Source organism: Microcoleus sp. CZ3-B2, assembly GCF_036705055.1.
Taxonomy (GTDB): Bacteria; Cyanobacteriota; Cyanobacteriia; order Cyanobacteriales; family Microcoleaceae; genus Microcoleus.
The window spans coordinates 78,309-92,947 of sequence record NZ_JAUBTN010000011.1 but is presented as its reverse complement, the minus strand read 5'-3'; the positions used below and the strand labels follow the sequence as shown (position 1 = coordinate 92,947).

The window sequence follows — 14,639 nt, the reverse complement described above, 5'->3', positions numbered from 1 at the left end:
ATCTGCGTCAATACCCGTTCATCAGCGGTTAAAATTAATCTAGTATTTTGACGAAAAATTTGTCAGAAAATACCGCCCCATTTAAACAGGAAAAAACCGAAATGAACACAGCTCAACTACTTGTCAAATGTTTAGAAAATGAAGGTGTAGAATACGTATTCGGACTTCCCGGAGAAGAAAATTTAGAAGTTTTAGAAGCCCTAAGAACCTCTTCAATTAAATTTATTACTACTCGCCACGAACAAGGCGCAGCCTTCATGGCCGACGTTTACGGTCGCCTCACAGGCAAAGCCGGCGTTTGCTTGTCCACCTTGGGCCCCGGCGCAACTAACTTAATGACAGGAGTTGCTGATGCCAACTTAGACGGCGCTCCTCTAATAGCAATTACCGGACAAGTCGGTACAGACAGAATGCACATAGAATCACACCAATATTTAGATTTGGTAGCTATGTTTGCGCCTGTTACTAAGTGGAATGCTCAGATTGTCCGCCCCAGCACGACCTCAGAAATCGTCCGCAAAGCTTTTAAAGTTGCTCAAAGCGAAAAGCCAGGAGCAGTTCATATTGACTTGCCAGAAAACATCGCCGCAATGCCTGTGGAAGGAGAGCCGCTCACCAAAGACAACCGCGAAAAAACTTTTGGCGCTTACAAAAGCCTGAATAAAGCAGCCATAGCAATTTCTAAGGCAAAAAGTCCTTTGCTGTTAGTAGGAAACGGCGCAGTCCGCGCTAACGCCAGCGATACTTTGACAGAATTTGCTACTCGATTAAATATTCCAGTAGCTAATACTTTTATGGGCAAAGGCGTAATTCCTTACACTCATCCTTTGGCACTTTGGACGACGGGATTGCAAAAGCGAGATTACATTAGTTGTGCTTTTGAAGAAACGGATTTAGTGATTGCTGTTGGCTACGATTTAATTGAATATTCCCCGAAAAAGTGGAATCCTGACGGGAAAATTCCGATTATTCACATTGGAGCTTTGCCTGCAGAAGTTGATAGCAGTTATATTCCTATTGTAGAAGTTGTGGGGGATATTTCTGATTCCCTCAATGAAATTTTGCAGCGCGCGGATCGCATGGAAAAAGTAGACCCTTTTGCGAAGCAATTGCGGGCGGATATTCGCGCTGGGTACGAACAATATGCAGCGGATGATGGTTTCCCGATCAAGCCACAAAAAATCATTTACGATTTGCGGCAAGTTATGGGCCCGGAAGATATTGTCATATCTGATGTGGGAGCTCATAAAATGTGGATCGCGCGGCACTATCATTGCGATCGCCCGAATACCTGTTTAATTTCCAACGGATTTGCGGCAATGGGAATTGCGATTCCCGGCGCGGTGGCGGCAAAACTCGTTTATCCCGATCGCAAAGTAGTAGCAGCCACCGGCGACGGCGGTTTTATGATGAACTGTCAAGAGTTAGAAACTGCGTTGCGCGTCGGTACTAATTTTGTGACTCTCATCTTTAATGACGGCGGCTACGGGTTAATTGAATGGAAGCAGGAAGATCAGTTTGGCCATTCAGATTTCATCAAATTTGGCAATCCCGACTTTGTAAAATTTGCCGAAAGTATGGGTTTAAAAGGCTACCGGGTGGAATCTGCTAGCGATTTGATTCCTATCCTGAAGGAAGCGCTGGCTCAAGATGTCCCCTGCGTGATTGACTGTCCGGTAGACTACCGAGAAAATGCCCGTTTCAGTCAATTATCTGGGGATATGAGTTGCAATATATAACATAAATTCGATCGGGCGGGTTCGCGATTATTCATACTTTAGATAGGTGAGTATTCGTCAACCCCTCTCAAAAAGCTGAGATACAGGTTCAATAGGGTTTACTGAAGTTATAAGTTGTAGGGTGCGTCGCTGGTTTGATCCGGCGTTGTGGGGCGAGAGTTGTGATTGGCGATGCACCCTAGGTTGACTTTCTCAAAAAGGTGAGGTTTAGGTTTTAGATTTTAGATTGGGGATTGAGAGATTGGGGGGATCTATCAATCCCTCATATTTGTGAGAAGTGCTATAGCGATGTTTATTTACGAAATACCGCTACCAAACCGTCAACTTATATTTTTTCGGCAGAAAGGTATTATGCAGAAAGGTATTATGCACAAAAGTAGAGATGCTAAATTTACCAAATACTTCGATCGCCCAAAACTCACAAAAAATAACTATGAACGACCCAGCGTCTTACACATTGTCTCAAATGACCGATCGCGATCGCGCGAACCTCAGCCGCCTGATCGATTACAGTTCCATTAAATCCGTACCCGAAATTTGGGCGATCGTCAAACAGCGATTTCCCCAAACCGTCGCCCTCCACGACCCCCACAGCCAGCCCGAAATCAAACTCACCTACACCGACCTCTACCACCAAATCCAGCAATTCGCCAGCGGCTTGCAAGCCCTCGGCATCCAATCCAATCCCGAAGAAGCAATCCCTCCCCGCGTCGCCCTCTTCGCCGACAACAGCCCCCGCTGGCTGATAGCCGACCAAGGCATCATGACCGCCGGGGCCGCCAACGTCGTTCGAGGCGCGACCGCCGACCCCGAAGAACTCCTCCACATCATCCAAGACAGCGGCAGTACCGCCTTAGTAGTCGAAAACCAGGCATTACTCAAAAAACTCCAACACCGCCTCCCCGACTTACCCATTCAACTCGTCGTCCTCCTCTCCGACGAAGAATCGGAAACCAACCAAACCCTCAACACAGTCAAATTTTCCGAAGTCATGGCCACAGGGGCAAGTAGCACCCTCAAACCCACCAACCACAACCCGCAAACCCTCGCCACTCTCCTCTACACCAGCGGTACCACCGGCAAACCCAAAGGCGTTATGCTGACCCACGGCAATTTGCTGCACCAAATCACCACCTTCGGGACAATTCTCCAGCCCGAAGCCGGCGATGGCGTTCTCAGCATCCTCCCCAGTTGGCACGCCTACGAACGCACGGTTGAATATTTCATGTTTTCCCAAGGATGCACCCAAATTTACACCAGCATTCGCTATTTCAAACAAGACTTTAAAACTTACAAACCCCAGTACATGGTCAGCGTTCCGCGCATCTGGGAATCGATTTACGAGGCAGTACAAAAGCAATTTCGGGAACAGCCTCCCAACAAACAAAAATTGGTGAATTTCCTGTTATCTGCCAGCCAAAAATACATAGAATCCCGCCGGATTGTCGAAGGATTAACTCTCAATTTACAACCTGCCTCAGTTGCTGAAAACTTGATCGCCCGGATCAAAATTATTCTGTTGTCGCCCGTTTACGCCCTTGCCGAAAAACTCGTTTACCAAAAAGTCCGGGAAGCTACGGGAGGACGTTTTAAGTGGGCAATCAGCGGTGGCGGTTCTTTGGCCGCGCATTTAGACAATTTCTTTGAAATTGCGAATATCGGTTTGTTGGTGGGATACGGTTTAACCGAAACATCCCCGGTTTTGACAGTCCGTCGCCCTTGGCACAATCTTAAAGGTTCTGCCGGACAGCCTATTCCAGGTACGGAAATTAAAATAGTAGACTCGGAGACTCGGCAGCAACTGCTTCCGGGCCAGCGCGGCTTGGTATTGGCAAAAGGGCCGCAAATCATGGCGGGCTATTATCTCAATCCCCAAGCTACCTCAAAGGTGATGGACTCGATGGGCTGGTTTGACACCGGCGATTTAGGCTGGCTGACACCGGGAAACGACTTAGTTTTGACCGGGCGGGCCAAAGATACGATCGTCCTCAGCAACGGCGAAAATATCGAACCGCAGCCGATCGAAGATGCCTGCATCCGCAGCCCCTACATCGACCAAATTATCGTAGTAGGTCAAGACCAGAAATCGATCGGCGCCTTAATTGTCCCCAATTCAGAAGCCGTACTGAAATGGGGCGAAACTCAGAGTCCGCCCATACAGGAAATTGACTGGAATAGCAAGATAATTCAAGACTTATTCCGCCAAGAGTTGAACCGGGAGGTGAAAAATCGCCCTGGATACCGCGCGGACGATCGCATCGGCCCGTTCCGGTTGATTCAGGAGCCATTTTCAATGGAAAATGGAATGTTGACCCAGACCCTGAAAATTAAGCGCCCGGTTGTGACTGAACACTACCGCGATATGATTGACGGGATGTTTTGAAAATATTCGCAGGACTTGGGGAATGGAAAAGCAAAAATGATCCCAACACCCGAGTCCCAATTGGTGTCAACAATCGCCTGAAAACCTTTGTATCTCTGGTTGATAGCAGAGGCCAGATCCCCCTCGCATCCCCCTTAAGAAGAGGGGTTGACTTTGAGAAGATTCTTATCCCCCCCGACCTAGGGGCGTGCGGGCCCTGGGCTAGGCGGGATCTGGCCTAAATCGCCAGACAGAAGACCGATCGTAGGTTTGAGGTTAAGTTGACACCAACGCCCTAGTCTCGAATCCGAGTCCTCAGTCCTTAGGAAATGTTTGCGAACTAATGACTAATGACGGATGACTTAGGACCAATGACTAATGACTAATTCCCCTTGATAATTGACAAGCAACAACATGGAACCACAATTACTCTTGAAGCGATCGATTAGCGTGAAAGTCATCGTTACTCCCCGCTGGAAAGAAGAAGCTCAACAACAGCTCCAAGGCCAAATCAACCAAATAGATTCTCAGCTACAACAGCTAGAAATGCAAGGGAGCCGGATGATTTCTGAAATCCAAAAGCAAAACCTGCAACCCCCAGGCCCGCAAGTAACGCAGCAAATAGAAAACATTCAAGTGCAAGTGAATCAAAGAAAGAGCGAACTGCTAGAACAAAAAAACCAAAACCTGCAACAACTCCAACAAGTACAGGTTTTAGACCTCGAACAAGAAGTTAGTCAAGGTCAAATTGACGGCACGTTCACCGTCGGGATGGGAGAAAACTTGATTCAAAAAATGCAAGTAGAAATTCTACTCCGCGACGGCATAGTCGAAGAAATTCGAGGTGATATTTAGAAGTTAGAAATTGGTAATTGGTAATTGGTAATTGGTAATTGGTATGTAATTTTGAGTTGATAGTCGCACATCTTCGGACTAGAGGCTGGCATCATAATAATTATTGCCGATTGCCGATCGCCAATTATCAATCGCCAAATACCGATCGCCAATTACCAAATCAAAAGGACTTTTTACAGATGATTCGCGAAGTTTTCATGCCAGCCCTGAGTTCTACCATGACAGAGGGCAAAATTGTTTCCTGGGTCAAATCCGCCGGAGACAAAGTAGAAAAGGGCGAAACCGTAGTCGTAGTTGAATCCGACAAAGCCGACATGGATGTCGAATCTTTCTACGAAGGCTATCTAGCAATAATTATTGTACAAGCTGGCGAAGTTGCGACGGTGGGAGCCGCGATCGCCCTAGTAGCAGAAACAGAAGCCGAAATTGCAGAAGCTCAGAAACAAGGAGCAGGTGCAACCGCAGCCTCCGCCCCAGCCCCAGCAGCCTCCGCCCCAGTCGCAGCTACCGCATCAGCAGGTTTGCAGCAAAACGTCAGCCGCCAAAACGGCCGCAGCGTCGTTTCTCCCCGCGCTCGCAAATTAGCCAAAGAATTTAAAGTAGATTTGAATTCGATCAAAGGCAGCGGCCCCAACGGTCGCATTGTTGCAGAAGACGTGGAAGCAGCAGCCGGTAAAGCCCAACCAGCCCCGGTTCAGCAACAGGTAACAGTCCCCGCAACTCCCGCACCCGCAGCAGCCGCACCCGCAGCAGCCAAACCTGCACCCGCACCAGCCCCAGCAGTGGCGCTTTCCGGTAACAGAGTACCGATGAACGCGCTGCAAAATGCGGTGGTACGCAACATGGAAGCAAGTTTGAGCGTGCCCTGTTTCCGCGTGGGTTACACAATTACTACTGATAATCTGGACAAACTCTACAAACAAATTAAGTCGAAGGGCGTCACGATGACGGCTATGCTGGCGAAGGCTGTAGCAGTAACTTTACAAAAACATCCTCTGCTGAATGCTTGTTATGTAGAGTCGGGAATTCAACACCGCGCTGATATTAATGTGGCGGTAGCGGTGGCGATGGAGGGCGGCGGTTTGATTACGCCGGTGTTGCAAAATGCCGATCGCCTCGACATATATTCTCTCTCCCGCACTTGGAAGGATTTAGTCGATCGCGCCCGCGCCAAACAGCTAAAACCTGACGAATACAGCACGGGAACTTTTACTCTTTCCAATTTGGGAATGTTTGGAGTAGATAAGTTTGATGCGATTTTGCCGCCGAATCAAGGCTCGATTTTGGCGATCGGCTCTTCGCGGCCGCAAGTAGTAGCAAACGAGGAAGGTTTGATGGGAGTGAAGCGCCAAATGCAAGTGAATATTACTTGCGATCACCGAGTAATTTACGGTGCTGACGCTGCATCTTTCTTGAAAGATTTAGCCAAATTGATTGAGACAAATCCTCAGTCTTTGACACTTTAATTAGGAGTCAGTAGTCATTAGTCAGTAGTCATTAGTGAGGAGTCATTAGTCATTAGTTATCGGTCATTAGTTGTTAATTGTGATTTTGATTTGTCAATCATGAGTTTTTTAGGAGTGGTTGCGTAATTACTACTAACAACTAACAACTAACAACTAACAACTAACAACTAACAACTGACTACTAACAACTAACAACTAACAACTAACAACTGACTACTGACTACTGACTACTGACTAATTACTCGATCGCACAGTCAGAACTTGCGGCGGCGTCGCATCCGGCGGATACAAAAAATCCACCTGCACCAAACGGCGTTCCCCCGGCTTCATATTCACATTCACCAAAGGTTCCCCCTGCTGTCCCCGGCGCTGGACAATGTGAATGTAGCGCGTCAAAGTTTTCCCCGTATCGTCATTAAATATCACCCGCACCGTACCTCGGAAAAATATCCGATTTTCCGGCGGATCGTAAAACATCAATCCCCCCGATTTTGTATTTGTTTTAATCGGTGTTTGCATTCTAATACTCACCGATTGAGGCTCGCGAGATTTGTTATAAAGCGGAAAAGTTAAGTTGTATTGAATCCCGTAATTACCGTGAGCAAAATAAGCAGTATCGGGATAGCGAGCTAACATTTTAGCGCTTTGAACTTGACCAGTTCCAAAAGTACCCGTATCCGTAGTGCTCAGAGCATAGGAAAATGACTCGCCGCGCTTAGGAACAGTTAAATAATCGGTTCTCGAATTATCAGTAATTTTAGCTTTCCACTCCGAACCTTCAGCTACTCCCGCCACGCGGCCGTAAATTTTTTGCAGCGGATTTTCGTCTTGCGGAGTTGGTGCCAAATCTCTCGGCCCCGCTAAACCTTTGGTATTTAAAATATTTTCCCACTGTTCTAATGTCGGAGATTGTTCGACTCCATTTTTAGTTGGAGGAGCAAACATTGCTAAACTAGCAACATAAACCGAATTGCTGCTCGACATTCGCATCAAAGTCGATCGCCCGTTGGAAGCAGGCCTAATATTCCCCACAGGTATCGGCAAATTCATCAGCATTCGGCTCTGCATGGCCGGAATTTCGATCGCAGCGGGCAAAATGGCTTGTCTGTACCCCCGCAGTACATCGCTGGTAATCCGGCTTCCAGGCCCCGCAAACACTGTGCCGAATCGATTTTCTAAATACGAGGGCAAATCGACAAACAACGCATCCGGCTGAGTTAAATAGGTAGCTCCTTGCAAGACTTTTAAAGTAACAGGTTCCGAGTTGGGATTGTAGACAATTATTCCTTGAAATAAGGTGCGAGTTTCGTTGCGATTTTTAGCTTTGGCGATGTGGTGGGCGAAGATATCAAATCGATTTTTGAAGGGAAAGTTTAAGTGTGCAGAAGGTACTTGTTTACCTTCTTGGGGAAATGTGGAGAGCAAAATGCCTTCGGTTTGCACGACTTCCGGGCTGTTGCTGTTGAAAACGGGAATGTTGTCGAGTTTTCCCGGCAAAACGCGCACTTGCTGGGGCACTGTCACAGTATTCAGCGGGCTGCTGCTTGGCGGCGGCGGCTGCACATCCCGTTCGTTTTCCGGTAGGGGGACTTCTGGCTGGATAATCAGTTGCTGTTGGGTGGGAGGTGCGGCAATTGCTTGAGCTAAGGGTAGAATTGGTAAAAACATAGCTGCGATCGCGTTTAACTGAACTTGTGCTGATAATTCGATCGGGCGATCGACACAAAACTTTACCACAAGTTGGTTGAGAGCTGCGACAATTTTTTAATGACAATAATTTTAACCAACGACGACGGCATCGACGCTCCGGGGATTCAGGCACTTTTGCAGGCTGTAGAAGGCAAGACAATTATGGTGGCTCCCCAGGGGCAGTTATCGGGCTGCGGGCATCAGGTGACGGCTCACAGTCCGATTCATGTCGATCGGCGATCGGAATTTGAGTATGCTGTGGGGGGAACACCCGCAGACTGCGTGCGAATCGCTCTTCATCACCTTTGTGCGAAGCCGGATTTGGTGCTTTCGGGGATTAACGCCGGTGGCAATTTGGGCGTTGACGTGTACATTTCGGGTACGGTGGCTGCGGTGCGGGAAGCTGCAATGCACGGTATTCCCGGTATCGCAATTTCCCACCGGATTAAAAGGCCGCTCGAAATTGACTGGGATGTCGCGACTCGCTGGACATCCCGAGTATTGGCGGATTTGCTGCAACGGGAATCAAAGTCTGGGTGTTTCTGGAATGTAAATTTTCCGCATTTAGCGCCGGGAAGTGCGGAACCGGAAATTGTGTTTTGCAAGCCTTCGACTGAGCCGCTGCCGGTTGAGTACAAAATGGAGGGAGAATACTTTTATTATGTTGGAGAATACGGGAATCGCGATCGGGCGGCGGGGACTGATGTTGACGTGTGTTTTGGCGGTAATATTTCTGTGACTGAGATATCTCTATGAGCGGATTTTGAGCTGTTTGGGCGATCGAGATATTTTTTTATTAGTAAATTAATAGAATGTGTTAAATGCGGCAAGGAAACATTTGATATTCATACCTAAAAACTGAACTGCACATACCCTAAATAAAATATCGCGTTCGCTCAATTACCAATAATAAACAAGGTTTGTAGTGAGGACTTTAATCCTGATAAGCAGAAGACTAAATTCCTCACTACATACGAATCTGATTATTAAGTTTCTTCGAGCCACATGACATAAGAAACAGATTTTCGGATTATCCCAAAAAGGGATATTTCGATGTTGGAAATTGTAGTAATGACCATTGCACAGCATTAATAGCCATCCCGAAATCGGCTGCTATCTCTACTTGCTGCCGTCACTGCTACCATGACTTTTTTTTGTCATCCTTCGGCTTAGCCGCAGCGTCAGGCTGTTTCTTGGGCTTTTTGACTTCTTTGTTGCTTTTTCTTTCTTTTGACATAATGATTCCTCTGTTTTGACTCAGCATAACATAGATTGAAACATCTGTCTAACTGCCCTTAAAACCGGTTGCCTCAAACTGATTTGAGAGTGTATCCGCTAAATTACCCTGAATAAAATAGGTTTGTAGTGATGACTTTAGTCCACAGCATTTTCAGAGAAATTTAGTCCCAACTACAAAAGTATTTCTTATTTCATTGCATATTTTTAGCAGACACAAGATTGCTTGCGGTTGATTTTTGATAATTTTTGGTAGATGACCGACCCGATTTTGCACAAAGAGCATCTACAGATATCATCGGTAAAATGTCGGAAATTACTTTTAACCGAACAGTTTTGATGTCGCAGCCTCAAACCCTTTATTTACCGGACAGCCTATAACGTGCCTCGGCCAGCGCTGCCTTCGTACCCCTCCCCTCAAACCCCTCTTCTAGGGTTGACTGTCCAAAACTGTCCGCAGCGTTGCAAAAAAAACCGAGTATCTTGAGAAATATCAAGTTAGTTTGTAGCTTGATCGAAAGTGCGATCGCCTCCGCTCGATTAGATATAAAATATTTATTAAGAGTTAAGAATTTTTAGAGAAATTTTCGCTATTAGGAATCTAACCGCTATGGAAGTCACTGAGCTACTCAAAGACTACGAAAATGGCAAAAGAGACTTTGCAGATGCCGAGCTGAGCGGAGCCAATCTCAGCGGAGCTATCTTGGACGGAATAAATCTTTCGAGGGCTAACCTTGCGGGAGCTAACCTGAGTCGGGCGCATCTGACCAAAGCAGCACTCAACGGCGCAAACCTTTGCAGGGCAAATCTGAGTTTTGCCAAAATGGGTCAAGCCAGACTAGCCGACGCAGATATTACGAAAGCCAATCTCAGCGGAGCTTTCCTCGTCAAAGCAAAACTCCCCAGGGCCAAGTTGACCGGAGCTCAACTCATAGGTAGCAACCTGCGGAGCGCCATTCTCTGGAACGCCAATCTGTGTACGGCAGACTTGCAATTCGTCAACCTGCGGGGAGCAAACCTCACGGGAGCAAATCTCAACTGGGCGCACTGTCCAGAGGTAAAACTCAGCGGTGCAAAGCTTTTTGGCGCTCAACTCACAGGCATCTATCTCAGGAAAGCTTACATGAACGGCATCGATCTCAGCAGGACAGACCTCAATGGTGTCAATCTCAGCGAAGCCAAACTCAACGGGGTCAACTTGGAAGGCTCCAATTTGTTAGCAGCAAATCTCAGCGGGGCTCAGTTGCGCGGCGTTCAGTTGAAGGGAGCAGATTTAACCAGAGCGAACTTGGTGGGAGTTTCTTTGGTGCAGGCAAATCTCGATTGGGCTAGGCTGTGTTATGCAGACTTGAGCGAGGCAGACTTGAGCGGCGCAACATTCTTGGGAGCTAACTTTGAGGGTACTTTGTTAGCCGGCTCGACAATGGCCGCATCTGTGAGCCTTGATGTCTGCTTAACTGCGACTGGTTGTGTCGCAGCGTAAGCATTCGGGAAAAGTTACTATGGCATTGATTCGACTTGTGTTACCTAAATATTCGATATGTTAAGTAGAAAGGCGTAAATATTTGTAGTTGGGATGAGGCAGGAGTCAGGAGACAGAATGCAGGAGGGATTGGGGTTTTAGCCTCATTTATCTTTCTTAACACAGTTGTGTTTTTCCCCACCGACTTACTTAACCGCAGATTTCCAGCGGATAAACACTGATGGATGCAGATAATTCAATTTTGTCTGCGATGCAGAGTGCAACTCAAGTCTATTCAACTCACCCGATTAATTTTGCGACTCGCAAGGCAGAGGTAATCGCTCCTTCGTGCAAACCATCCCCCAAATAAGCTCCCGCATGATAAGTGTGGTTCTCGCCGTTAGTCTCGATAACTTCGTCTCGGTATCGAAAAGACTCGACACTATACATGGGTGTATGATGTTTTTGAATGTGAATAATCTGGTTTTGGTCGATCGACTGTTCCAGTCGAAATGCTAAACTGTACTCTCGCGGTGACGAAATGCCACAAAGCTGATTCAAGCTCGCATTGTAGCCCCATCCTTTGTCCGTCTCGAAAAAATCAAATTCTGATAACTTGCGGATGCCGTAGCGATCGTACATCGAAGTATCCGAATGCAGCACCGTCGTGGCATAATTGGGTTTCCAGGCCGCAAACCGCTTCGTTTCCGCCTCCGTCGGGTCAGCCAACAGCCTCATTACTTGGTCTGGCGGCATCGCAAAAACCACCTTATCAAACTCCTGAATCTCCCCATCAGAAAGCACAATTTTTACAGCATCAGCACTTCTAAAAATCTTGGCAATCTCCACATTTAGCAGTATATCGCCCTGAAAGCGCTCCAGAATCTTTTCAATGTAAGAATACACTCCCCCTTTAATCCTTACCCAGTTAACCAACGCATATTCCCGCAGCATGGGAATCGCCAACTCTGCCGGGAAATCGTCGAGCAATTCAAACGGTATTGAGTAGCTGTACATCGTCAACAACTTCAGCCAATCGTTGCGGATGCACGAACTTTTCAAAATCTGAGAAAGCGCGATATCGTAGAAATCGTGCTGTTTGGCAAACCGCATTTTTAAAATAAATCCAGCCGAACGAGCATAAAGAGCATCCAGCCGCAAATATTCGATCAGACGTTGAATTCCCGTGAAATTCTTTTTGATTGAAACCGCAGACAAAAAGTGACTGCCATCTTTTAAAAATAGCGCCGAACCAATCTGCACTGGTTCTAATTCAACGCCTAACTCCTGCATTAAATCCACAAAATTGTAAAACACTGTGGGAAATTCCAGCACCCCATTTTCTAATATTTCATTGCATTCAGATTGATTTGGCAAAACATTTTTATTGAGCGTGCGTATGTGTCCGCCTAAAATCGGTTGCTTTTCAAACACTGTAACATGATGCTTCTGTTTATCGAGCCAGTAGGCTGTGGCCATACCGCTAGCTCCGCCCCCAACAATTGCAATTTTCATAGTTCGCTCCTAGATTGATAGAAGGAAGAAGTCATTAGTCATCAGTCATCAGTCATCAGTCATTAGTCATCCGTCATTAGTCATTAGTCATTAGTCATTAGTCATTAGTCATCAGTTATTAGTTATTAGTGCTGTCACCTCCGAGCTTTCCGTACAATGTCATCAGGAAGATGGAAGATGGAAGAAATTTTCGTTTCCAGGTAGAACCTAGGAACGTATTTCACTCTTGCTGTGCCTCGTCATTTTTAAGAGGAGGCAGAGCAAGAGTGAAATTCATTCCTTGGCTCTGCCAAAAAAACGAGAGAAACAGGAAAATAACCAATTGCCAATTTTCCTTAGCCTAAAATCGCATCGCCGGATAAACGTTGATAAAGCAGCGCCCCCGTCCAAAATGTCGGCGCAAAGCCTGGATAGCCCGATGAGGCGTTGCAGAAATAGAAATTGTTGAGGGATGTTTCGTGATTTAGCCGATCGACTCCCATGTTTTTCGGGGTCAGCCTAGAACCGTAGGAATTGCCGTTAGGACACCAACAGAAGCGCTCGTTAGTTGTAGGACTTCCGGTAATGTGAAATACCATGTGTTTGCGAAAATCTGGAACATAGTGTTTTTCAACTACGTCTAAAATCGAGTCCAGAATCTCTTGTTTTTTCTGTCTGTAAGCTTTGCGATCGGTATCCCAAAGTTGTTTAAAATAGCTGTAATTAGCAACAGTCAGGAATTCCACAATTTGACAATCTTCAGGACAATCCCCCCGTGCTTCTGTGAGTAAAGTGGGTGTGGTAATTGCAAAACTAGGACTAGAAAAATCATTTTTATCGTACATTTGAGCAAAAGCTTCATTCAGATTCAAATGTTCGGAATGAAATGTATTCCACTTACCAAATCCATAGTCTCGCAGGTCGATATCTTTGACAACACAGTAGACCATGTAATTAGATGCAGAATACTCGTAGTCGAGTTTCCGCCGCACTGTTTTCGAGAACAGTTCCTCCCCAATCATCTTGGCCGCTCGTTTGGGATCGAGGTTGCAAATCACCGTGTCGCCGGTGAATTCATGGGTTTGATGCGTGGTTAAATCCATCGCTTCAACTCCCGTTACGCTTCTATCTTTCACCCTAAAATTTGTGACTTCGTGGTTTAGAGAAACCTTCCCGCCGTTGGATTCAATGACTTTAACTAAAGAATTTATGACATCTTCAAAATGCTGCGTCGGGTAAAACGCACCTTCTTGATAGCCTCGAAACAAAGCAATCCAAGCATAGAAAGAAAGCTGGTTCGGAGGTAGCAAAAAGTCCGGCCATTGCAAGGCTAATAGGGTTTGGGCTGCTTGCGGGAGTTGGAATTTGTCGAACACGTCTTGAAGCGTGCTGTTGAGGTGCTGGACAGCGCAGAATACCTCGCTGAAATTTTTGATTAATTCAATTGGTTTGACGGGAGGAGCGAGTTTTCTGAGTCCTTCGCCGGTTTTTTCGACTTCGTTGACGAATTTGCGAATTCTCTCGCTTGCTTCGGGAAACAGGGCCGACAATCTGCGGATCAGTTCTTCTGATTCCGAGGGAATATCTAGTGCGTACCCCGGCATTCTCATGTGGTCGAAGCCATTCGGATCGTACCGTTCAAAGGTGACATCGCGATCGAGATTGAGTTTTTTGAGGACTCGATTCACTGTATGTCCTTCGCCGCAGTCCCAAACGTAGTGGAATTGGGCATTAAAGGTGTATTTTTTGGCCATTGTAAAGGTGTGGCCAAAGCCTCCGGGGTGTTCGTGAGCTTCAAGGATGTGTACGGTTTTGCCGGAGTTTGCCATCAAAGCTCCGAAAACCAGTGCTGATAAACCACTGCCGACGATGAGGTAATCTGTTTTCATGGGATATTTCCTCGATCGATATGAAGATGGAAGAAGTCATTAGTCATTAGTCATTAGTCATTAGTCATTAGTCATTAGTCATTAGTCATTAGTCAGTAGTCAGTAGTCAGTAGTCATTAGTCATTAGTCAGTAGTCATTAGTCATCAGTCATTAGTCAGTAGTCATTAGTCAGTAGTCATTAGTCATTAGTCAGTAGTCAGTAGTCATTAGTCATTAGTCAGTAGTCATTAGTCATTAGTCATTAGTCATTAGTCATTAGTCAGTAGTCATTAGTCATCAGTCATTAGTCAGTAGTCATTAGTCATCAGTCATTAGTCATTAGTCAACAGTTAACAGTCAACAGTTCACAGTTAACAGTCAACAGTTCACAGTTAACAGTCAACAGTTCACAGTCAACAGTCATTAGTCATTAGTCATCAGTGCTGTCGCCTCTGAGCTTTCCGTAC

General features: G+C 46.3%; 9 protein-coding genes. 6 read left to right on the top strand and 3 right to left on the bottom strand.

All coding sequences use genetic code 11. The annotated features are described in order from the left end of the window. Window positions 1-101: 101 nt before the first annotated feature. The 4 genes from QUA97_RS07275 (at window position 102) to QUA97_RS07260 (ending at window position 6,422) form a co-directional block, all read left to right on the top strand. Window positions 102-1,739 carry an acetolactate synthase large subunit gene (locus QUA97_RS07275; protein ID WP_442922490.1) on the top strand — a complete coding sequence of 546 codons (1,638 nt, stop codon included), beginning with the start codon at window positions 102-104 and terminating at the stop codon, window positions 1,737-1,739. A 433-nt stretch (window positions 1,740-2,172) separates the two neighbouring features. Continuing rightward, window positions 2,173-4,122 carry a long-chain fatty acid--CoA ligase gene (locus tag QUA97_RS07270; RefSeq protein ID WP_194067979.1) on the top strand — a complete coding sequence of 650 codons (1,950 nt, stop codon included), beginning with the start codon at window positions 2,173-2,175 and terminating at the stop codon, window positions 4,120-4,122. Window positions 4,123-4,515: 393 nt separating this feature from the next. Then, window positions 4,516-4,956, top strand: coding sequence for a YlqD family protein (locus QUA97_RS07265; protein ID WP_194011841.1), 441 nt, complete (start codon window positions 4,516-4,518; stop codon window positions 4,954-4,956). 179 nt (window positions 4,957-5,135) lie between these two features. Further along, window positions 5,136-6,422 carry a dihydrolipoamide acetyltransferase family protein gene (locus QUA97_RS07260; RefSeq protein WP_194067974.1) on the top strand — a complete coding sequence of 429 codons (1,287 nt, stop codon included), beginning with the start codon at window positions 5,136-5,138 and terminating at the stop codon, window positions 6,420-6,422. A 234-nt stretch (window positions 6,423-6,656) separates the two neighbouring features. Here QUA97_RS07260 and QUA97_RS07255 read toward each other — a convergent pair whose 3' ends face one another. Continuing rightward, window positions 6,657-8,090 carry a DUF3370 domain-containing protein gene (locus QUA97_RS07255; RefSeq protein ID WP_442922491.1) on the bottom strand — a complete coding sequence of 478 codons (1,434 nt, stop codon included), beginning with the start codon at window positions 8,088-8,090 and terminating at the stop codon, window positions 6,657-6,659. A 99-nt stretch (window positions 8,091-8,189) separates the two neighbouring features. Here QUA97_RS07255 and surE point away from each other — a divergent pair, with 99 nt between their 5' ends. Together surE and QUA97_RS07245 are read left to right on the top strand one after the other, a co-directional pair. Beyond that, window positions 8,190-8,867, top strand: coding sequence for a 5'/3'-nucleotidase SurE (gene surE, locus QUA97_RS07250; protein ID WP_333194155.1), 678 nt, complete (start codon window positions 8,190-8,192; stop codon window positions 8,865-8,867). Between the two features lie 1,090 nt (window positions 8,868-9,957). Further along, a complete protein-coding gene (locus QUA97_RS07245; protein WP_194067127.1) occupies window positions 9,958-10,830 on the top strand; it encodes a pentapeptide repeat-containing protein in 873 nt (290 codons plus the stop codon). A 279-nt stretch (window positions 10,831-11,109) separates the two neighbouring features. Here QUA97_RS07245 and QUA97_RS07240 read toward each other — a convergent pair whose 3' ends face one another. Beyond that, window positions 11,110-12,324, bottom strand: a complete 1,215-nt coding sequence (locus QUA97_RS07240) for an FAD-dependent oxidoreductase (protein WP_333194152.1) — start codon at window positions 12,322-12,324, stop codon at window positions 11,110-11,112. Between the two features lie 335 nt (window positions 12,325-12,659). Further along, complete coding sequence (locus QUA97_RS07235) at window positions 12,660-14,192, bottom strand: phytoene desaturase family protein (protein WP_194067125.1); 1,533 nt, start codon at window positions 14,190-14,192, stop codon at window positions 12,660-12,662. Window positions 14,193-14,639 lie beyond the last annotated feature (447 nt).

What these genes read in the sequence shown, in the direction of transcription:
- QUA97_RS07245 (WP_194067127.1), top strand. Translation starts at nt 9,958, where the DNA reads ATGGAAGTCACTGAGCTACTCAAAGACTACGAAAATGGCAAAAGAGAC.
- QUA97_RS07260 (WP_194067974.1), top strand. Translation starts at nt 5,136, where the DNA reads ATGATTCGCGAAGTTTTCATGCCAGCCCTGAGTTCTACCATGACAGAG.
- QUA97_RS07255 (WP_442922491.1), bottom strand. Translation starts at nt 8,090, where the DNA reads ATGTTTTTACCAATTCTACCCTTAGCTCAAGCAATTGCCGCACCTCCC.
- QUA97_RS07270 (WP_194067979.1), top strand. Translation starts at nt 2,173, where the DNA reads ATGAACGACCCAGCGTCTTACACATTGTCTCAAATGACCGATCGCGAT.
- QUA97_RS07275 (WP_442922490.1), top strand. Translation starts at nt 102, where the DNA reads ATGAACACAGCTCAACTACTTGTCAAATGTTTAGAAAATGAAGGTGTA.
- QUA97_RS07265 (WP_194011841.1), top strand. Translation starts at nt 4,516, where the DNA reads ATGGAACCACAATTACTCTTGAAGCGATCGATTAGCGTGAAAGTCATC.
- QUA97_RS07240 (WP_333194152.1), bottom strand. Translation starts at nt 12,324, where the DNA reads ATGAAAATTGCAATTGTTGGGGGCGGAGCTAGCGGTATGGCCACAGCC.
- surE (WP_333194155.1), top strand. Translation starts at nt 8,190, where the DNA reads ATGACAATAATTTTAACCAACGACGACGGCATCGACGCTCCGGGGATT.
- QUA97_RS07235 (WP_194067125.1), bottom strand. Translation starts at nt 14,192, where the DNA reads ATGAAAACAGATTACCTCATCGTCGGCAGTGGTTTATCAGCACTGGTT.